Source organism: Prevotella pectinovora, assembly GCF_041323955.1.
In the GTDB taxonomy this organism is placed as follows: Bacteria; Bacteroidota; Bacteroidia; order Bacteroidales; family Bacteroidaceae; genus Prevotella; species Prevotella pectinovora.
On record NZ_JBGLIV010000001.1, the window covers coordinates 650,990 to 672,511 of the forward strand.

General features: G+C 49.9%; 11 protein-coding genes and 1 pseudogene. 4 read left to right on the forward strand and 8 right to left on the reverse strand.

Features of this window, described 5'->3' with window-relative positions; all coding sequences use genetic code 11:
* Positions 1-241: 241 nt before the first annotated feature.
* The 7 genes from ACDC99_RS02530 to ACDC99_RS02560 all read right to left on the reverse strand — a co-directional run bounded on the left by ACDC99_RS02530 (position 242) and on the right by ACDC99_RS02560 (position 13,573).
* Complete coding sequence (locus ACDC99_RS02530; RefSeq protein ID WP_288745321.1) at positions 242-2,284, reverse strand: alpha-amylase family glycosyl hydrolase; 2,043 nt, start codon at positions 2,282-2,284, stop codon at positions 242-244.
* A 12-nt stretch (positions 2,285-2,296) separates the two neighbouring features.
* Entirely contained in the window at positions 2,297-4,225 is a 1,929-nt protein-coding gene (locus ACDC99_RS02535; protein WP_370755713.1) for a glycoside hydrolase family 13 protein, read from the reverse strand.
* A gap of 69 nt (positions 4,226-4,294) precedes the next feature.
* Positions 4,295-6,184, reverse strand: a complete 1,890-nt coding sequence (gene pulA, locus ACDC99_RS02540; RefSeq protein WP_197065787.1) for a type I pullulanase — start codon at positions 6,182-6,184, stop codon at positions 4,295-4,297.
* A 37-nt stretch (positions 6,185-6,221) separates the two neighbouring features.
* Positions 6,222-8,321 carry a glycoside hydrolase family 97 protein gene (locus tag ACDC99_RS02545; RefSeq protein WP_370756902.1) on the reverse strand — a complete coding sequence of 700 codons (2,100 nt, stop codon included), beginning with the start codon at positions 8,319-8,321 and terminating at the stop codon, positions 6,222-6,224.
* Between the two features lie 139 nt (positions 8,322-8,460).
* The gene (locus ACDC99_RS02550; protein WP_370755715.1) at positions 8,461-11,130 is read right to left on the reverse strand and encodes a 4-alpha-glucanotransferase; all 2,670 of its coding nucleotides are present in this window, start codon (positions 11,128-11,130) and stop codon (positions 8,461-8,463) included.
* 58 nt (positions 11,131-11,188) lie between these two features.
* Positions 11,189-12,505 carry an MFS transporter gene (locus ACDC99_RS02555; RefSeq protein ID WP_044064775.1) on the reverse strand — a complete coding sequence of 439 codons (1,317 nt, stop codon included), beginning with the start codon at positions 12,503-12,505 and terminating at the stop codon, positions 11,189-11,191.
* Positions 12,506-12,547: 42 nt separating this feature from the next.
* A complete protein-coding gene (locus ACDC99_RS02560; RefSeq protein ID WP_042518717.1) occupies positions 12,548-13,573 on the reverse strand; it encodes a LacI family DNA-binding transcriptional regulator in 1,026 nt (341 codons plus the stop codon).
* 420 nt (positions 13,574-13,993) lie between these two features.
* Here ACDC99_RS02560 and ACDC99_RS02565 point away from each other — a divergent pair, with 420 nt between their 5' ends.
* Entirely contained in the window at positions 13,994-14,224 is a 231-nt protein-coding gene (locus tag ACDC99_RS02565) for a hypothetical protein (protein ID WP_370755718.1), read from the forward strand.
* A pseudogene (locus ACDC99_RS02570) lies at positions 14,158-14,922 on the forward strand (DNA-methyltransferase); the annotation flags it as partial. The gene ACDC99_RS02565 and the pseudogene ACDC99_RS02570, both read left to right, overlap by 67 nt.
* A 56-nt stretch (positions 14,923-14,978) precedes the next feature.
* Here the strand turns inward: ACDC99_RS02570 and ACDC99_RS02575 are convergent.
* Positions 14,979-16,184, reverse strand: a complete 1,206-nt coding sequence (locus ACDC99_RS02575; protein WP_042517111.1) for an ISL3 family transposase — start codon at positions 16,182-16,184, stop codon at positions 14,979-14,981.
* 402 nt (positions 16,185-16,586) lie between these two features.
* Between ACDC99_RS02575 and ACDC99_RS02580 the strand changes: the two genes are divergently transcribed.
* Together ACDC99_RS02580 and susD are read left to right on the forward strand one after the other, a co-directional pair.
* Positions 16,587-19,604 carry a SusC/RagA family TonB-linked outer membrane protein gene (locus tag ACDC99_RS02580; RefSeq protein WP_370755720.1) on the forward strand — a complete coding sequence of 1,006 codons (3,018 nt, stop codon included), beginning with the start codon at positions 16,587-16,589 and terminating at the stop codon, positions 19,602-19,604.
* Between the two features lie 169 nt (positions 19,605-19,773).
* Positions 19,774-21,483, forward strand: a complete 1,710-nt coding sequence (gene susD, locus ACDC99_RS02585; RefSeq protein ID WP_370755722.1) for a starch-binding outer membrane lipoprotein SusD — start codon at positions 19,774-19,776, stop codon at positions 21,481-21,483.
* Positions 21,484-21,522 lie beyond the last annotated feature (39 nt).

Sequence of the window (21,522 nt, forward strand, 5' to 3'; positions counted from 1 at the left end):
TTTTATAAGGCGCCTTTTGCTTGTTTTTAATTAGCAATAGCTCGCTATTACTCATTAAAAACCAAACAAAATCCATCTTTCTAAAAAGCAAAATCCAAGCAAGCCCTAATGACCGATTGGGGTTGAACGGCCTAATGACCGTTTGGGCATAAAATACCCCAAACCAGCTGTTGCAGCTGATTTGGGGTAATAGGAAGCCGCTTGTGAAAAAAGGCGGCAATAATTGCTACAGTAGCCAAAATCACTTCACTACCTTCTTGCCGTTCACGATGTATATTCCAGATGGAAGACCTTGGGTTGCCTCGCCGGCAGAAACATGACCGGAGAAGGAGCGCAGCGTGCGACCGTCGAGAGAGACTACGGCGGTAGACTTTGCTATAGGCATGATGGCGGTTGACGGAACCGCGATTCCGGAATACTGAGATGTCACGTCGGCAACCTTGTAGTGGCCGTTGCTGTCTTTCTCTGTCGTTATTTCGAGATAAGTGGTGGCATTGACGTTCTGGATGTTCTCAGTCTGAGACTTGCCGTTGTCGGTGCTGAACACGAAGTTCACGTAGTCGTCTATGCTGTTCATGGTATAGCCCAGTGAATACCATGTCTTTCCATTCTCCGTCACCGTTGTCGTCACATTGTCGCCAGGCCATTTTTGTATCGTTGGGTTGTGGCTTCCGTCGCCGCCCCACGACCATACGTTCATTGCGGTCCAGCCCACTTGGTCGGCATTCACGTTCACCGTTATGGCATAAGGCGAGAAAGCCTTGATGGAGTAGTGGCGCTCCGTGATGCCCGTCACGTTGCCGTCAACGAGCAGTCCAGCCTTGAGAGTTACGTCGCCCTCAGGCAGTGCCACCTCATATCCGCTTTCAGCCACGCTGCTGTTGGCTGTCGGAGCAGTACCGTCGAGAGTGTATACAATCTTGGCGTTGTCGTTTGTAGAAATGGCGCGCAGCAAAGCCTTCGGTGTGTCATGATATTCCCCCGATGGCAGGTCTATCCATGCCGTCTCTCTGTTTCTCTCCAGAAAGTAGCGATAGTGGTATCCCTCTGTGGCGAGCGCCCATGTAGTGTTGTCGGCAGTATAGCTGTTTGCCGATGTACCCACGGCAACATGAAGTCGTCCGTTAGTACCCGTGGTCGTGAACACATAGCGTGCCACGGTGCTTACGTTGCGGTTCCATGCGCTCTGGTTCGTGATGCCTGTGAGGTTGCGCAGCAGAATCATGTTCTTTATCTCCCGTTTGTGGTCAATCCAGTGTTTCATGAACACACACGGCGTTCCCGGCATGGCGAGGATATAGGCGTTGGCAGCGAGGGTGTCCTTCTTGATAGGATCCTGCTGCTCCGATTCAGACCGCTTCTCCGTGTCGTGGTTTTCAACAAATGTCACGGCATAACGGCAGTAGTCGCCATCCGTGGCAAGTCCACCGTTGTCGAGCTTTGTCCAGTTGCTGTATGCCGTGGCGTCGCGAACGGCATATCGGGTGGGGAAGTCGAATGCCGCACTCTGTATCTCACCATTCTGGGTGGTACCGTTTATCCAGTTTTCCACATTTTGCTTGTTGCCGTCGAAATATTCGCCTACCGAGAATGCAGGCTTTGCCGCAGTGTTGTAGATACCGGTGAATTTGGCGTCGTAGCCCTTAACCATATCGTAGCGCACTCCGGAATACCCCAGGTCGTTGAGTAGGAAGTCGAGATAAGCCTTGACGTTGTTCTGTACGTTGCTGCTGTTGTGGTCGAGGTCTCTGGCAAAGTCGACACCCTCTCCCGTGTCGTTGTTGTCACTCAGATTGTAGCCGTTCTCCTTAGCCCATGTAGCGGTCTTTCCGCTGCAGTCATCCTTGCAGATGTCGGTAGGCAGCAGCTGGTATGTCACTCCCTTGTAGGTTTCCTTCGGGAAGTCAACCCAGTTTGTTAGCGTCTTCCTGTGGTTTATCACCACATCGGCAATGGTGCCAAGTCCTTTCTGTTTGAAGGTGGATATCATAGAGCGCAGTTCCTCTTCAGAACCGAATGCGCTCTTGTAGTTGTCAAACCAATAGAGATCGTCGTATCCCATGGATTCACCTCCGCAGTTGCCGCTTTGCGGAATCCATATCAGGTTGAAATACTTAGACAGTTCGTCGGCCTGTGTCTCGAGTTTTTTCCAGTTTGAGGCGTCGTAGCTGTTCCAGTAGAATCCCTGGAGCATCACGCCTTGATGATTTGTAGGCCATCCCTGTGCCATGAGCATGGATGGGCATGCTATTGCGGCGATGGCAGTAATTAGTTTCTTGTTCATGGGGAATTGTGTTTATTTATTTTCAAACTCCAGAATCATTGTGCCACGGGGTGAGAGCGTTACATCCTTCGTGATGTCTATCTTTCTGTTTGTCAGGATGTTTGTGGCTGTCTGTGCTTCGTTTATCACTTCGGCATAACGCTCCACATGGAGTTTCTTTTCATGGCTTGTGCCGTTTAACACGGTCATCACCACCTTGTTGCCCAATGTGCGGGCAATGACATAGATACCGTCGTAAGGGATGAACTGAGTCTGTTTGCCTTTTGTTATCACGTCGTTGCCGTTGCGCCAGTGTAGCAGACGACTTGTCCAGTTGAACATTGCGTTCTCCTCCTTCGTGAGTCCCTCTTTGGTGAAAGCATTGCGCTTGTCGCCGGCAAAACCTCCAGGGAAGTCGCGGCGCACATTGCCGTCGGTCACCTTCTTCGAGCCGTTCATCAGCACCTCCGTACCATAGTAAAGCTGCGGAATGCGGTTGATGGTGAGCAGCAGGGCGAGAGCCTGTTTCAGTTTCAGAGTGTCCTGACCCTCTCCGAGGAATCTGTCAGTGTCGTGGTTCTCGATGAATGCCATCACGTGTGACGGGTCATTGTAGAGATAGTCGTAGCAGAGCGAGTTGTAGATGCGGTTGAAACCGTTCCACCATCCGTCGGTCTCTTCGTTTTTGGCAAGATTCAGTCTGTCGAAGAAGCTGAAGTCCATCACCGTCTTCAGATTAGAGTTGATGTCGCTGAGTTTCGAGTCCTTCTGCCATGCCGCTGTGTATGCCGGTTCTGTCACCCATGTCTCTCCCACGGTGTTGAAGTTAGGATATTCCTCGTTGAGCACCTCCATCCATTTTGCCATTGCCTTGCGGTCGGCATATGGGTAGGTGTCCATTCTGATACCGTCGATGCCCACTGTCTCTATCCACCATTCGCTGTTCTGGATGAGGTAAGTTATTACGTGGCTGTTGCGTTGGTTGAGGTCAGGCATCGAAGGCACGAACCATCCGTCAACGGTCTCCTTCATGTCCACCTGGCTGGCGTATGGGTCGAGCACCGGAGTCAGCTTATAGCTGGTCTGCAGGTATTTGTCGTTCACCTGAGCCGCACCGTCTATAGTATTCGTTTTCTTGTTGTTTGCCTGATTCTCAGGACTCAGCCATTCAGGATAGTTGAACCAGTCGGCAGAAGGCATGTCCATCACCCAAGGATGCTCGAATCCGCAGTGGTTGAAAATCATGTCCATCACCACCTTCAGTCCCTTTTTATGAGCGTCGGCAACGAGCCTGCGGTAGTCTTCGTTGGTTCCGAACCGTGGGTCCACCTTATAGTAGTCTGTCGTGGCATATCCGTGGTATGTGCTCTGTTTGCCGTGGTCGGGAGAGTTGTTCTCAAGCACCGGAGTGAACCACAGTGCCGTTACTCCCAGCTGGTTGAAATAGTCCAGATGCTGGCGAATGCCCTCCAGGTCGCCGCCATGACGGAGGCTCGGTTCGTTGCGGTTGATTGAGTAGGGATTCATACCCTTGATATTGCTGTTGTCTTTACCGCTGTTTGCGAAACGGTCTGGCATGAGCATATAGAGCACGTCGGCATTAGAGAAGCCCTTGTGGTCTTCACCATTCTGCATCCTCTCGTTGAGCGAATATTTCACGGTCTGCGCCTTGCCTTTGGCAGTCTGGAACTTCAGGTTCATCACTCCCGCCTTGGCATCCTTCACGTTCATATATATGAGGAGATAGTTAGGGCTGTCGAGGCGCACCAGACTGTCGATGCGTACACCGGGGTAGTCGGTGGATACATTGGCAGATCTCACGTCCTTGCCGTATACCATCAGTTGCACCTGTGGGTTTTTCATTCCCACGAACCAGTTTGTCGGTTCAATTCTGTCTATTTTTGAAGCCGCACTCATTGTTAATGTTGTGCCCAGCAATAGGGCTGCTATTATCTTTTTCATTAGTTTGTTTTTTTTAGTTGACGAGTTGACGAGTAAACAAGTTGACAAGTAAACGGATTTACAGGCATTCTACTTTCTGTAAATCACCATTGCCTGTTGTCCACCCACGGTAGCTTTCTGACCGGTTATGCTGCCAAGTCCGTTGACGTCCACCTTTCCGTTGTCTACTACCACGGTGTATTCCCCTTCAGGCACGTTGATGTCTGTCGGCTGCTTGTTGGCGTTCAGAATCACTATGATGTCGCGCCATGAGTCGCCACCGGCATTATCGTTGAGGCTGAAAGCCACCACTCCCTTGGGAGCATCGAGAAACGACAGATGCTTTCTCACGAGATCGGCATTGGCAAGTCTGAAAGCCGGATGACTCTTGCGTAGAGCTATCAAACCGCTGTAATAGTCGAACACCTGCGGGTATCGCTTCAGATTGTTCCAGTCGAGGTGGTTGATGCTGTCAGGCGACTTGAAACTGTTGTGTACCCCTTTCTTGTCGCGCAGCATTTCTTCACCGCAAAGAATGAACGGCACACCCTGAGAGGTGAGCACCGCAGTCTGAGCCAAGAGGTCCAGACGGATAAGCTCATCTTCCGTTATTCCCGGTATGCTCGATCTCAGTCGGTCGGTGAGACACAGGTCGTCGTGGCAGCTCACGTAGCTTACCATCTGAGTGGGGGAGTTTGTCCATGCCTCCTTGCTGTAGTTCACACGCGTCATGTCAATCTGCGGATGACTGATTGCTCCCACGATGCCAAACTTGAGGCTCTCCTCCATATCAGGCATTCCGGCAAGGAATCCACCCTTATGGTCGTCGCTGAACGGACCGCGCAGTGCGTCCCTCATATCGTCGCAGAAAGCACCGATGCCGTTCAGCTGACGTGTGTTCGCCTTCATCGCCAGTTTGTCGGTAGGGTAGGCACAGCTGCCGGCGCTCCATCCCTCACCATATATATATATGCTTGGATCTATCTGGTCTACGGCAGCACGGATATCGTTCATCGTCACGATGTCGTGTACACCCATGAGGTCGAATCTGAAACCGTCGATATGGTATTCGTTCACCCAATATTTCACGCTCTCCAGCATATACTCCCTCATCAGCGCCTTTTCAGATGCCGTCTCGTTGCCGCAGCCCGAACCGTCGGAATACTTACCGTCAGCCGTCTTGCGATAGAAGTAGTCTGGATTGACGCGCTGGAAGTTGCTGTTCTTGATGTCGAACGTGTGGTTGTATACCACGTCGAGTATCACTCTGATGCCAGCCCTGTGTAATGCCTGCACCATCTGTTTGAACTCCTTTATTCTCACCGTCGGTGAATACGGGTCGGTGGAATAGCTGCCCTCAGGCACGTTGTAGTTCTTCGGGTCGTAGCCCCAGTTGTATTGCGGCGTGTCGAGTCGTGTCTCGTCCACCGAGGCATAATCGAACGAAGGCAGGATATGGATGGCGTTCACACCGAGTCTCTTCAGATATTCTATTGCTTTAGGGTCGGTTAGCGCCAAGAACTTACCCTTGTTGCCGAGTCCCGACGACGGGTCGATGGAGAAGTCCCTGTGGTGCAGCTCGTAAATTACGAGGTCTGCCGGCGATGCCAATGCCGGTCGTCTGTCTTCGTTCCATCCTTCAGGGTCGGTAGACGGCATGTTTACCACGGCACCACGGTTTCCGTTCACTCCTACAGCCTTGGCGAAGAGTCCGGGACACTCACCGTTGCCGGTGTCGAAGGTATAGAACAATCCGTTCAGGTTGCCCTTCACTACAGCCTCCCAGACGCCATCGCCCTTGCTCTTCATCTTCACAGTCTTCATGGGTTTTCCGCCTTCTCCATCCTTGTAGATGCGCAGAGTGGTCTCATAGGGCGAGTTGAGTCTGAACACTGTCTTGTCGGCTGAGAACGACATCTCGTTGAATATCCCCTGAGCCGACATCGGCAGAGAGAGGACTCCCATAATGCAGCCCGTCATAGCAGTTCTTATATTAACCATACTTCTCGTTCTTTAGTTATTTCTTAGCCATAATAGACACGGCGAATCCGCCACCTCTGGCTTCCCTGATCTTCAACACGTCGCCACGTTTTACCGTGCGCTTGGTGATGCGGTAAGCCTTCGGATTCTTCTCATAGTCAGCGTCGGCAGCATCCTGATAGATGGTGCATTCGTATTTCTTTCCTTTGTCCAGGAAGTCGAGCTTCACCACGGCGTTGCGCGACTCTTCGCCAGTCTTGCCGCCGACAAACCAGTTGTCGGTACCTTTTGCCTTGCGGGCCACGGTGATGTATTTTGCCGGTTCGGCCTCAATGTATTTAGAGTCATCCCAGTCGCATGCCACGTCGCGGATGAACTGGAAGGCATCATCGTATTTCTCGTAGTGTTCAGGCAGGTCGGCAGCCATCTGCAGCGGACTGTACATCACGAGATACAGCGACAGCTGTCCGCAGAGCGTGGAATGTACGAAACTCTGGTTCTGGCTCCATTCAGAGAGCTTCGTCTCGAAGATGCCAGGAGTATAGTCCATCGGTCCACCCTGCAGACGGGTGAATGGCAGCATCACCGTGTGGTAAGGCACGCTTCCGCCGAAAGCTTCGTATTCAGTGCCCCTCGCACTCTCGTTGCCCACGAGGTTAGGCCATGTGCGGCATATACCCGTAGGACGTGTCGCCTCATGTGCGTTCACCATGATATGATGCTTGGCAGCCTCTTCCACCACGCGCTGGTAGTGGTTGTTCATAATCTGACTGTAGTGGTATTCGCCTCTTGGAATGATGTCGCCCACATATCCCGTCTTCACGGCGTCGTAGCCATATTTGTTCATCAGCTTGAAGGCATCCTCAAGATGACGTTCATAGTTGATTGCAGAAGCCGAAGTTTCATGGTGCATCATCAGCTTCACTCCTTTAGAATGGGCATATTCGTTGAGTTCCTTGATGTCGAAGTCAGGGTATGGCGTCACGAAGTCAAAGACGTCGAGCTTCTGATGGCCGAACCAGTCCTCCCAGCCGATGTTCCATCCCTCAACGAGAACCTCCTGCAGTCCGTTCTTTGCAGCAAAGTCTATATACCTCTTCACCTCAGCTGTGGTAGCTCCGTGAGTGCCGTTCGGCTTGCATTTGGAGTAGTCGGTTTCGCCAAGGCGCACTGAAGGATAGTCGTTGGTGTAGCTCCAGCTCTTTCTGCCGACTATCATGTCCCACCACACACCGCAGTATTTCGTAGGATGAATCCACGACGTGTCCTCAATCTTGCAAGGTTCGTTCAGGTTGAGCGTCAGTTTGCATGACAGCATGTCACGGGCGTCGTCGCTCACGAGCACCGTTCTCCACGGCGTGTTGAAAGGCGTCTGTATGAATCCCTTCATGCCCACGGCGTCAGGAGTGAGCCATGACTCGAATGTCAGCGTCTTCTCGTCGAGGTTGAGGTGCATAGTAGGATAGTCGAGGCAAGCCGCCTCGTGGATGTTGATATACAATCCGTCCTTGGTCTTCATCTGCAGCGATGTCTGCACGCCTGTATCAGAGAACACCGTGGTCGATGAGTTGCTCTTGTATTTCTCGCGGTCGCGGCGTATGATGTCCTTGATGCCGGTGAGCGGAGTGATCTGGTATTCATATTCCTGTGTGTCGTAGTCGCCGGGAATCCAGTATGCCGTGTGGTTGTCTGCCATAGCAAACTGTGTGTGCTCCTCCTTTATCACGAAATAGTTCAGTTCCTCCTGCTGCGGGAACTCATATCTGAGTCCCATACCGTAGTCATACACGCGGAAGCGTATTTTTATGTTGCGTTTCGATGAAGGCTGGTTGAGGCTCACCTCCATCTCGTTGTAGTGGTTGCGTATCGTTGCCGTTTCTCCCCACACCGGTTTCCATGTCTCGTCGAAGGTGGAAGTCTTGTGTCCGGTCTCCTTGAAACCCTTCATGAGGTCGGTCTCCTGCATTCCCTTCGAGGCATGTTTGTCTTTGGCGAGTTCCAGTCCGAGATGCGACGGCTTGCACACCGTCTTTCCCTTGTATTCCATCTCGTAAGTAGGCTGTCCGTCGTTGGTAAGCGAGAATTTCACCGTCACGTTACCGTTCGGTGAACTCACCGTCTGTGCCATTCCAATCATCGGCAATAATGCGATGGACAGCAGCGCGCTTCTCAGACCGCTGTAGTTTGATGCCGCCGGAAAGAAATCCAGCGGACTATATGTTGACTTTTTCTTTTCCATTGTTTCGTTATTGTCGTTATTCTTTTCTTTCAGATATTTATCTCAGCTTCACCAGTTCCTTAATCGCATCGTTGTATTCCTTGTCAGCGATCAGGTCTTCGATGTTGATGTGCATGCGGTAGCGCCAGTAGTGGCGGGGGTTGGCAGGGATGTTTATTCTCTCGGCGTCAGCGTCGGGCAGACGCAGTTTCTCGTCTAAGGCAAACCAGTCTTGCAGCGACAGGATGCAGAGCATCGACGGACAAGTCTGCTGGTTTGCTATTATGTCGCGTGCCAGCCATCCCGGCAGAGGATGAGGAGCAGCACCGCCACGGTAGAGCATAGAAGAATAGTAAACCTGTGTGCGCTCGTAATCCTCGTCCCACCATTGGCGCAGTGTCGGCATGTCGTGAGTAGAGAGTGTGCAGACGCTGCGATAAGGGTTGCGCGAGAGAATGCCGAACCTCACCTTCGGGTCTTTCGGCATCTGCTGCAGTTCCAGACTGAGGATGCGCAGCTGATCCATCACCCATGCCACGCAGTCTGGCACCATACCGAGATCTTCGGCACACACCAGCATTCGGGTTGCCTGCACGAGAACAGGCAGTTTCTTCATTGCCTCGTTATACCAGAAATTGTTGTTGCGGCGGTAGTAATAGTCGTTGTATAGACGGTTGAACTTCTCCTTGTCGCTGTCGTAGAGCGCTTCATACATGAAGTTGAGCTGTGCCGTGATTCTTGGATGGAACTTGTTAGGGTCGTTGTCGTCGCGGACGAAGAGCACATCGCTCACCAAAGCATACAGACCATCTCTTACCCACACATCGTCCATGCTGTCTTTACCTTTGAAGACGGCCTCAATCTTGCGCTCCGTGTCGTATTCCGGTTTCAGGGCGAAGATGTCGTCGTGTTTGTGGTCGAGGTATTTCTCCACCACCTCGTCGGCATGGATGCCGAACACACGGTCTACGACCCAACGGGCAATGAACGGAGTGGTGAACAGTTCCTCCTGGAAGTGGAGGCCATAGCCTTCAATTTCCTCTCTCGTCATTCCGAGCGACGGGGCGAATTGTCCTAGCAGTCCGTGAACACAGGTGGTAGGTATAGCCCATATACGGAAGAAACCGAGCACGTGGTCAATGCGGTAGGCATCAAAGTATTTCGCCATGTTCTGGAATCTTCTTATCCACCATTCACATCCGTCATCTATCATCCTCTGCCAGTTGTAGGTAGGGAATCCCCAGTTCTGTCCGTTTATGGAGAAAGCGTCAGGTGGAGCGCCCGCCTGCGAGTTGAGGTTGAAGTATTGAGGCTCATGCCATACGTCACATCCGTTGCGGTCCACTCCGATAGGTATGTCGCCCTTGAGAATCACACCACGCGCCATGGCATACTCATGAGCCGCACGCATCTGTCTGTCGAGCACAAACTGCACATAATAGTAGAACGCCACGTCGGCATATTCCTTCGATTTCGGATCGGTGAGTTTCTTCCGGTCAGCCTCATGCCATTGTTCGTGTCCCTTCCATGAAGAGAAGTCCACGTTTCCGAAAGAGTCTCTCAGATGACAATACTGAGCGTAGGGCACTAGCCAGTGTTCGTTTTCTTTTACGAACATCTTGAAGTCTTCGCCCTTCATCACAGCCTCGCCTTCCTGCTTGAATATTATTCTCAGATAGTCTGTCTTGGTATTGTTAACCCTCTCATAGTCAATCTGTTTCAGCTCGTTAAGTTCCTTGCGCAGAGCCTCCATCTCGCGAGCCTTCTTCTTGTCCTTTATCTCAGGCAACTGTCTGAAGTCGGCAAACTGAGGGTGCAGGGCGAAGATGCTGATGGCAGAGTAGGGGTAAGAGTCAGTCCAGGTGTGAGTTGATGTAGTGTCGTTTATCGGCAACACCTGCAATACACGCTGGTTGGTCTCGGCCACCCAGTCTATCATCATCTTCAGGTCGCCGAAGTCGCCTACTCCGAAGCTACCCTTCGACCGTAGTGAGAACACGGGGATGAGAGTGCCGGCAAGTTTCTCGTCGCATAACTCGAAGAAGGCTTGGTCCAACTCCGTCACTACAACCTCACCGTCGTTTATCGTTGGTGCATGCAGTTGGCGGTTCATGCCAGTCTCCCAGTCCACTCCGCCTTTATCGTTGAAGGCGATGAACTTGAATTCCGTTTCCTCCTTCTTCATTTCCTTAACATTGATGTCAGCCACCCATTCGTTGTAGTTGTGTTCCACCATTGAGATGGCATCATCCGGGTTCCATCTGCCCAGTGCCTTGTCTTCGCCTACGAGAGCCAGACGGCTGCCGCTCCTCAGTTGTGGAGCGCGCACAATGAGTCTCAGAGTCTGGTTGTAGTCAGAGCCTTTCGCCGGTTCCCTGTGGCGGCGGTTCACGCAGTCGGTGAATGCCGAACTGTAGAGATAGGAGTCGTAAGGGATGTCATTCCATCTGTCGTTCACGAAGTATGTCATGGCCCTCTTGGCGTTCAGCTCCAATCTGTGAGACACTGTGGTCCATTCGTGGCGCACTTCGCTGTCGCCGTTCTCCACACTGTAGTAATATTCCATCTGTGACATTCCGTTTTCGGCAGTAATCTCACAGTGCCATGACTTTCCGTCATAGGTATTCATTGAATACACCTTCTCGATGTCTTTCCCTTTGCCTACGACGTTGAGTCTGAGAATCTCACCGAACGTCGTGGCGTATTGTATATTGAAAAATATCTTCATTGTGCAGGATATTTTAAAGTTATTTCTGTTATGTTTTTATTGTATAGGTTGTTCTTTTTTATTGTATAGGTTGTTCTTTCTTGTTGATGATGCCCACGCTCAATGCTCCGAGCGCCAGCAGTACGGCAGCCACGATCATCATGTTGTATTGATGCGAGCCAACGAGCGACAGCAGCGTTCCGCCCACGGCAGCCGCTACTATCTGTGGCAGACAGATGGTGCCGTTGAACAGTCCGAGGTAAGCTCCCTTGTGGCCATATCCCTCCAAGGCGTTTGTCACGAAGGCAAACGGCATGGCGAGCATTGCAGCCCATGCACATCCGATGAGCAGGAATGGGATAACGAGGATGTTCTGGTCGTCGATGAACGGCAGCATGGCAAATCCGGCTGCACCGATGAGCAGACTCACGGCATAGGCGAATTTCTCGTTCTTTATCCTTGGCAACACCATAGCCCATGCCACACTGCCCAGCGCCTGCCAGAAGAAGAGCACTCCAACCCAGTTGCCGGCCTCCTGATAAGCCTTCGACGAAACGTCGGTGGTGTGCCATACGGTGTCGGCGATGGTGCCGTTGGTATATGTCCACATATACATGAATGCCGCCCAACAGAAGAACTGTACCAGTCCTACCTTCCAGAACATCGACGGAGCGTTCTTCAGCAGCGTCAGCCAACCGGCTTTCTGCTCCTCCGCCTCAGGCTTGCGCTCGTTGTATTCAGCATATTCCTTCGGGTTCCACTCCTTCACGGTTAGTGTGGTGTAGAGCACGCAGAGTATGAGGATAGCCGCACCGATATAGAAAGAATAAATCACGGAGTCGGGCACTACGCCCTTCGGTGCCTCGTTGGCAATACCGATTGCGGTGAAGAAGAACGGGAACACGTAGCCGATCAGTGAACCGCTGTTGCAGAGAAAGCTCTGGATAGAGTAGGCGAGCGACTTCTGCTTCTCGTTCACCATGTCGCCCACGAGCATCTTGAACGGTTGCATCGCCATGTTGATGCTCGTGTCGAGGAACATCAGCGATATCAGTCCGAACACCATCGCCGTGCTCACCGCCATACCGAAAGAACCGGCGTTTGGCAGCAGACACATCACGGCAACGGCAACTGCCGATCCGATGAAGAGATAAGGAATTCGTCTGCCGAACCTGCACCATGTGCGGTCGCTCAGAGTTCCCACTATCGGCTGCACCAATATACCCATCAGAGGCGGTAGAATCCAGAAATAGCTCAGAGAGTGTGGATCAGCGCCGAGTGTGGCGAAAATTCTTGATATGTTGGCACTTTGCAGGGCGTAGGCTATCTGCACGCCGAAAAATCCGAAGCTTAAGTTCCATAGCTTCCAAAAACTTAAATCCTGTTTCTGTTTCATTATGATTATGTTATTTGTTTCCTTATCAGTTTCCTGTTTCTTTTATCTGCTGCTTCCCCTCACCACGAGTCGTGTCCTCACCACCCGCTTCTCTATCTTGTCAGGGTCTGTCAGCCGCTCCACTTGGTCCATGAGAATCGTGGCAGCCTCTTTTCCCACCTCCACTCCGCGCTGTTCCACGGTGGTGAGCATCGGGTCGCACGCCACGGCACGGTTGCCGTTGGTGAATCCGCACACCGATATGTCGTCGGGAATATTGAATCCCATCCTCTTCGCCGTATACATCACTCCGATTGCCGTGTCGTCGTTCACGCAGAAAAATCCGTCGGGCCTGTCATTGCGCTCCAGCATCTCCGGTGTCAGCTTCTCGGCGTCCTCCCTGTTGTCGCAGGCAATGATGAGATTGTCGTCTGGTGTGATACCGGCTTTCAGCAGGGCGTCACGGTATCCGTTGTATCTGTTCTTGCCTATCTCTGCCCGGCCCTTCATACCGTAGAAGGCTATACGCTTGCATCCAGTCTCAATGAGATGCGTCACGGCCTTGAAAGCCCCCATGTAGTCGTCCACCACAACGAGGCTCGCATTGATACCCGTGCAGATGCGGTCGAAGAAAACGAGCGCTATCCCCTTGTTCTGAAGCAACTTGAAGTGGTCGTACTGCATCGTTTCCTTTGCCTGCGACACTATGACGCCACACACCTGATGAGCTTCGAACATCTGGCATATCTGCACTTCCCGTTCGTAGCTCTCTTTGCTCATCGTTATTATTATCCGGTAGCCGCGTGCTGCCGCAGCCTCCTCTATACCAGTGAGCACGGACGAGAAATAATAGTGGGTGAATTCCGGCACTATGACGCCTATTAGCTTTATTGGTTCGCGCTTTGAGTTCCTCAGTGATTTCGCGATGTTGTTTGGATAGAAGTCGTGCTGCTTGGCATATTCACAGATGGCGTCACGCTTATCCTTCCTCACCCTCGTACTTCCGTTGAGGGCGCGGGAAACGGTAGACACCGACACGCCGAATTTCTCGGCGATATCTTTCATTGTTGTAGCTTGACAGTCGTTCATAGATATTGTAAAGATAATCTTTGCTGCAAATATACGTCAAACTTTCCAATGTCGCATCTAACTCGGCACTCTTTCTTCCATGCATTTTTGCAAACGATTGCAAAAAGTGGATTGTGTGTAGGAAAATGGTGATATAGTGCAAGTTTGCCATACTTTCAAAAGAAATGGAAATGAAGGCTGCTTTTGTCTTGTCCCGATGAGAAAAACATCGGTTCCTGACAGGCAAAAGCAGCCATCCGTATTTTACAATTCCGTTACCCGTTGCGGGCTTAATCTTATCTTGAAACTTCTCTTACATCATTGCAAGATGCAGAGGCTGCTTTTGCCATCGAAAAGACAGAGGAACTTGAGATGAACATTATATTAAGATGAATATTTTAATATATAAGATGAACATTATATATAAAGAGAACAGAGCTTATGAAGAAGAGAATGATTCCTTTGTTGCTGCTTCTTTCTTCGCATTTCCTGCTTGCCGTATATGGCAGGGATAGTCAGAATGAGCAATCTTGCGTTGTAGTCATCGCCATCGACGGATTGAGATGGCAAGAGGTCTTTGAACTTATTGGGCATACGTCTGACTTGCCAACCCACCATATTTCCTCTCCAACGGTGGCATATCGTTGCAGAGCGGTAAAGTCGTGTGTGTAGATAAAGGTGAATGGGATAAGGGCAAGTCACAAGAAGACATGATGGCGTTCAATATGGAATGGCTTCGTCTGTGCCTTGACAAGCTGAAAGATAGTGGTACGATATGGATAAGCGGTACTTATCACAACATCTTTTCTGTGGCTAATTGCTTAACAGAACTTGGCTATAAGATATTGAATGTAATCACTTGGCAGAAGACAAATCCTCCTGCCAATATATCTTGCCGTTTCTTCACCTATTCCACAGAGTTTGTAATATGGGCAAGAAAGATGCAGAAAGTTCCGCATAAGTTCAATTATGACTTGATGAAAGAACTGAATGATGGTAAGCAGATGACAGGCGTGTGGCGAATGCCGGCAATCGGTAGATGGGAAAAAACTTGTGGCAAGCATCCGACCCAAAAGCCATTGCGTCTTCTCGTCCGTATGATTCTTGCCTCAACCAATCAGGGCGATTGGATTCTTGACCCATTCAGTGGCAGTTCCACGACAGGTATAGCTGCTAACCTATGTGGACGGCGATTTGCTGGACTTGAACAAGAGGAAGAATTTTGCAAGTTGAGTAAGGCAAGACGCGAGGAAATTGAGAATCTTGAAGATTATGATAATCTGATAAACCATATTGAAGATTTTCATAAATTTCGTAATTCTTTTATGGTGAAGGAAGATGCAAGTGTTTACGCACAAATGCCATTTTAAATAATCGTTTTAATTTATATGACAATATAAGTTATCCTCATTTTTAGGTTCTTCCGTTAAATGCGTAGACGCTTGTCGTGTAGAGCGTATAGCTTTAACGTGAAGAATTCATCATTTCTGAATCCATACATTTGTCTTTTCAGCACTTTAATCTTGTTGTTTATACCTTCAGTAGGGCCATTTGATATCGGGTAGTCATACCATGCAAGTATATATGGCTTGTAGGCCCGCAAGGTAGCAGCCATTTTGACCAATGGCTGTATTTTTGAATCCATGGCCTGCCGCACCCATTCGTTTAGCACCAATTCTGCATCATCCTTGTTGGTTTGGTTCCATATTTCCCTCAAGTCTTCTTTCAGGTAATATGCAATCATCAACGGTTCATTCAAGTTCAGCACATTGTCAAGTCTTGTCTTGTATTTTGCGTCAAAGATGTCGTTGCCGTTTCTCAGCAATATCCAGCGCGTGCCCTTGATTACCTTACGCTTGTTAACGTCTTTCTCAGCATGCCACAACTGGCGGCGCAACTGGTCTATCCTTTCATTCATGAGCTTTACCACATGAAAATGATCCACGACAAGAGAGGCATTGGGGAGATTTGCCGTTACCGCCCCCGTATAAGCAGACGACAAGTCTGTGCATACGGCTTTTATGTCATTCTTTCTGTCTCCGAGCTTGTTCCAGAATTCCTCAAGCGAAGCCTTGCCGTTACCGTCACCTACAAAGACAATCCGCCCGGTTTCCAAGTCTACGACTATCGTCTTGTAAACTTGTCCCTTGTGGGTAGCGAACTCGTCTATGGATATGTATCTGAGGTTTGAAAGGTCAGGGCTGCCATACTCCTTTTGCAGGAACTCCATCTGTATGTTCCGCACCATGTCCCAAGATACATCCAGGAACCATGCAATGTCCTGTATAGTTGCAAAGCGCGACAAGTCTATAACCATATTGGCGAAAGCGGTCGTATGCCTGCGCTTGCCTTTTGCGAAATCGACATCCTCGTTCTTTATGCAGCCACAATCAGAACATTTGACACGTTGGATCTTCATCTCGACGAAAGTCTTTGAACAACCTATCGGCACGCTCACAAAGCGTCTGGCCGTGAAACCATTACGGACTACATTATGGCTTCCACACTCCGGACAGCAAAGTTTGTCTGATGGAGTTTGGATATTCAAAACTATTTTATTACTTTCGCAACGCATATCCAAACATTCTTGCAAGGATATGCCAAAAGCTTTATGCATTATGCTGGCATTCATTTATCATTGAGTTTGGTCACTACAAAGATAGATGATGCCAGCTTTATTTTTATCATAATATAAAATTTTTTTTTCTATCTATGCATTTAACGGAAGAACCCATTTTTATAGGCTTATATTTATATTTATAAATTAGATAGAGTTGATTGCAGCATTACAGATACTTGTTTTAATAATTGTATGAAATACTATCATGCAAACGTTTGCACTAACAAAAATGACTTTTTCTTGTTAAAATAGTTTTAACGTATTGTAATACCTCCTATATTTGCAAGCAACTATCAAACATGAGAGAAAATTATGCCTTAAAGCAATCTACAAATGAACATCAAAGCCCGATAGAACGTTAGGGCTTTATGGATATTGGATATATAATTAGTAACATAAAAAAAACTATTAACAATGAAGCAGGTAAGATTCAGTAATGCCATGAGAGCTGCAGCCCTGACGGGAGGCTTGTTCTTGACGGCAAGTGCCTTCGGACAACAGGTTGTCGTGAAGGGACATGTGAAGGATGCCACCGGCGAGCCAATCATCGGAGCGACAATCCGAGTTGACGGTACCGATGGCGGTACCATTACCGACATTGACGGTAATTTCTCTATCAACGCAGACGCCAAGTCTACATTGAAAATCTCCTACATCGGATACGAGACGGTATCCGTGGCAGCAGGACAGAACATCAACGTCATCCTGAAGGAAGATGCCGCCACGAAGCTCGACGACGTGGTGGTGATCGGTTACGGTCGTGCGAAGAAGACCGACCTCACCGGTTCTATCACAGCCATGAAGCCAGACGAGCTGTCGAAGGGTATCACAAACAACGCCTCGGACATGCTCGTAGGTAAGGTGGCCGGTGTTGATGTGCAGACCACAGGCGGTATGCCAGGTGCAGGAGCACAGATCCGTATCCGTGGTGGTGCCTCTCTCTCAGCCAGCAACGATCCTCTGTATGTTATCGACGGACTCGTTATCGACAACAACACGGCGACTGGTATGAGTAACATCCTTGCCAATATCAACCCTAACGATATCGAGAACTTCACGGTGCTCAAGAGTGCTTCGGCAACGGCAATCTACGGTTCGCGCGCCAGCAACGGTGTCGTAATCATCACCACAAAGAAGGGCCGCAGCGGACAGAAGCCGACATTCACTTACAACGGTGACTTCACCATTTCGACGGCTCTTAAGAAATATGATGTGCTCAGCGGAGACGAGTATAGAAACCTCATCGAATCATTGGGTATGAGCCGTGACCTCCTCGGCACCGCCAACACCGACTGGCAGGACGAGATACTGCGCACCACGCTTTCTACAAACCACAGCATCAGCATGCAGGGCGGTCTGAAGAACATGCCATATCGTGTGAGCGCCGGATACAACATCGGCAACGGTATCCTGAAGACAAGCTGGATGCGCCGTTTCAATTCAAGCGTTAACATCGCACCTACCTTCCTCAACAACCACTTGAACTTCAACATCACAGCCAAGTATATGTATGAGAAAGACCGCTATGCCGACACCGGTGCCGTAGGAGCAGCCATCGCTATGGACCCGACACGTCCGGTGCGCATGTCAGACCCAGAATACAGCGTTGTGGGAGGATACTACCAGACTTTGGTAAACGCTTCGTATAACGACCCTAACTGGACAAAGACATCATACTCTCAGACTCCGCAGAACCCATTGGCTATGCTTAACAACAAGTATTGTCTGGCAAATGCCAACGACTTCAGCGGCAATGCAGAGGTGGACTACAAGATTCACGGATTCGAAGACCTCCGTCTGCATGCAAGTATCGGTGCACAGTATACAGAGACAGAACAGACCAATGACATACGCCGCACTTCATACAGCAACAACTACTATGGCTACAAGGGCCTTATGGCATACTATAAATATAATGTAGTAGGCAGTGCATACGCACAGTATATGCATGAATTCGGAAACCATGGAGTTGACATCATGGCTGGTGCAGAGCAGGCACACTACCATCGTTCAGGATTCAACGAATACGGTAAGGGAACCAACCCATTGACAGGTGAGGCTTTCGACGAGTCATTCAGAAGTGAAAAGGAGTGGGCAACACACAACTCGCTCGTGTCTTACTTCGGACGTCTGAACTACAACTTCCTCGACCGCTACCTCATTACCGCAACGTTCCGTGCCGATGGTTCTTCACGCTTCGCAAAGGGCAAGAAATGGGGATACTTCCCATCAGCTGCCGTAGCATGGAAGATCAGCAGTGAGCCGTTCATGAAGAATGCCACATGGCTCAACGACTTGAAGCTACGTTTCGACTGGGGTAAGACAGGTCAGCAGAACGGTATCGACGACTTCGTATACGCTCCTGTATACGTGACGAGCGACCAGTTCGCACAGTATCCTTTCGGAAACGACTACTATTACACCATGCGTCCTAACAAGTATAACTCAGACCTTACTTGGGAGAAGACAGAGACATGGAACGTTGGTTTGGACTTCGCGGCTCTCAACAACCGATTCACATTCACTCTCGACGGATATATCCGTAACACCAAAGACCTTCTGGCTAATGTTTCAACAAATGCCGGAGTGACACTCGGTGACGAACTTTTGCAGAATGTAGGTTCGCTGCGCAACTACGGACTTGAACTCTCATTCGATGTGAAACCAGTGGTAACAAAAGACTTCACATGGGATCTTACCTACAATGTGGGTTGGAACAAGAACAAGATAACATCCCTCAGAGCAGGAGACAGTGACTGGGTTTGGGTCAACAGCACAAAGGCTGCCCGTGGTAACAACAACAGGTTGCAGCGCAACAAGGTGGGTTATCCTATCAACTCATTCTTCGTTTATCAGCAGGTTTACGACGAGAACGGCAAACCTATCGAGGGCGTTTACGTAGACCGCGACGGCAACGGTACTATCGACGATGGCGACCGCTACTACTATAAGAGTCCGGCAGCTGACGTGATAATGGGTCTCACATCCAAGTTCCTTTACAAGAGATGGGACCTCAGCTTCTCGCTCAGAGCATCTCTCGGCAACTATGTATATTATCACAATCTTGCTAACTGTGCTATAGTTTGTGAACAGGGTCTGAAGAGACAGGCTGGAGCCTTCCAGAATGTGCTCAGCGATGCCGTATCACTCGGATTCACAGGACAGACAGTTGCCATGAACAGCATCAGCGACTACTTCATCCGCAATGCTTCCTTCCTGAAGTGTTCTAACATCACACTTGGATACTCATTCCCTGCACTCCTCAAGTATGCGGGAGAGGATTATTTCTCTGGCCGTGTATACTTCACTGTGCAGAATCCATTTATCATCACCAAGTATAAGGGACTCGATCCTGAGGTTGCAAATGGTGTAGATACCGATCCGTATCCACGTCCAATCAGCTTCCAGCTCGGTGTTAACTTTAATTTTTAAGTAGACAAGTAGACAAGATACAAGTAGACAAGATGCTGGAAAACCAACATTCTCCCTCAAAAGGGAAGGACTGGAAATTACTAAGCATCATATAGCAGAGGAAGGTAAATTTCCTTGTCAACTCGTCTGCTTGTCTCCTCGTCAACTAACAAAATAAACAACTACAATTATGAAACATATAATTTTAAAGAGTGCGGCTTTGGCTTTCCTGACATTAGGGACAATGTCATGTGCCGACGACTTGAATATATCACCAATAGACCCACAGACTTCATCATCGTATGATGTGAAGCAGCTCCTTGCCAAGCAATATGCCTCATTGGGACTCACCGGTCAGAAGGGTCCTGACGGTAACGGTGACATGAGTGGTGATGAGGGTGAGAGCGGTTTCTACCGCACGGTGTTCAACCTCAACGAACTCAACACCGACGAGATCATATGGGCATGGCAGGACAATGAAGACATGGCACCGATTACAAACATGGCATGGACATCAGCTTCTCCACGTGTGAACTGGTGCTACCAGCGCCTTGCCTATGATGTCACGCTTCACAACCAGTTTATCTCTGAGCAGACAGGCAAACTTCCTGACGACGAGATTGCAGAGATTCGTTTCCTGCGTGCTCTCAACTACTTCGAGTTCCTCGACCTCTTCCGTAGAGCACCGTTCAAACTCGAGTTCAACGGAGAACTGCCTGACGAGAAGGTAGGCATCGACCTCTACAACTGGATTGACCAGGAGCTGACAGCCATAGAGCCAATGATGAAAGAAGTGGGAGCATACTGCAACAGCAAAGACTTCGGCCGTGCCGACCGCGGTGCAGCCTACGCTCTGCATGCCCGTCTCGCACTCAACGCCATGGTATACACCGACGGACAGGTGAACGACTACCAGAAGGCAAAGGACTATTGCGACAAGATCATCTCGGCAAACGTCTACGAACTCGCCAAGGAGCCAAAGAACGGATACACCGGTTATCAGCAGCTCTTCATGGCTGACAACGACGAGAATCCGGAGGCTATGAAGGAGATTATCCTCCCTATCCGCCAGGATGGAGCAAAGGCACGTAGTCATGGTGGTTCCACAATGCTTATCAACGGAACACGCTGCAGCGGAATGCCTTACTACTATCAGTCAAACCCATGGCAGTGTATCTTTGCACGCAAAGACATGGTTGGCAAGTTCATTCCAAGCCTCGACGTGGTGAATGCCGACAACGACGCTTGCCGTAAGTCATACGACAAATATCTGAAGGACAACAACCTCGACGCATCCAAACTCACAGAGGCAGACATCCTGAAGATGGACGAGGCACTCGGCGCAAGCACTAAGGAGATGCTCCGCAAGGCTGGTGACGACCGTGCACTTCTCTACGGAGGATTCGCAGGTGGTGTGCGCCGCCTGTCGCCAGACAAGACAATCAAGAACTTCTTAGACGGACTCTCTATCGTGAAATGGTCTAACGTGCGTACCGACGGTGCTGCCGCTCATGGAGACAACTTCTGTGATACAGACATTCCTCTCTTCCGTCTTGGCGAAATCTACCTCACACGTGCTGAGGCTCTCTATCGTCTCGGCGACAAGCAAGGTGCGCTGAAGGATATCCAGAAGCTGCAGGATCGTGCCCACAGAATAAACATCGCACAGTCTGTCGACCTCAACTACATCCTCGACGAGTGGTGTCGTGAGTTCTATCTCGAAGGACGCCGCCGCAGCGACCTCGTTCGTTTCGGCCTCTTCACCAGCAGCCAGTATGTATGGAGCTTCAAGGGCGGTCAGGAAAATGGAGTAGGTGTTGATTCACATTACAACGTTTATCCAGTACCAGCCAACGAGATAGCCGGTAACGCCAACTTGCATCAGAACCCTGGTTATTAATCAGGGGGAGAGAGAATAGAAAACATGTTTTATAATCAT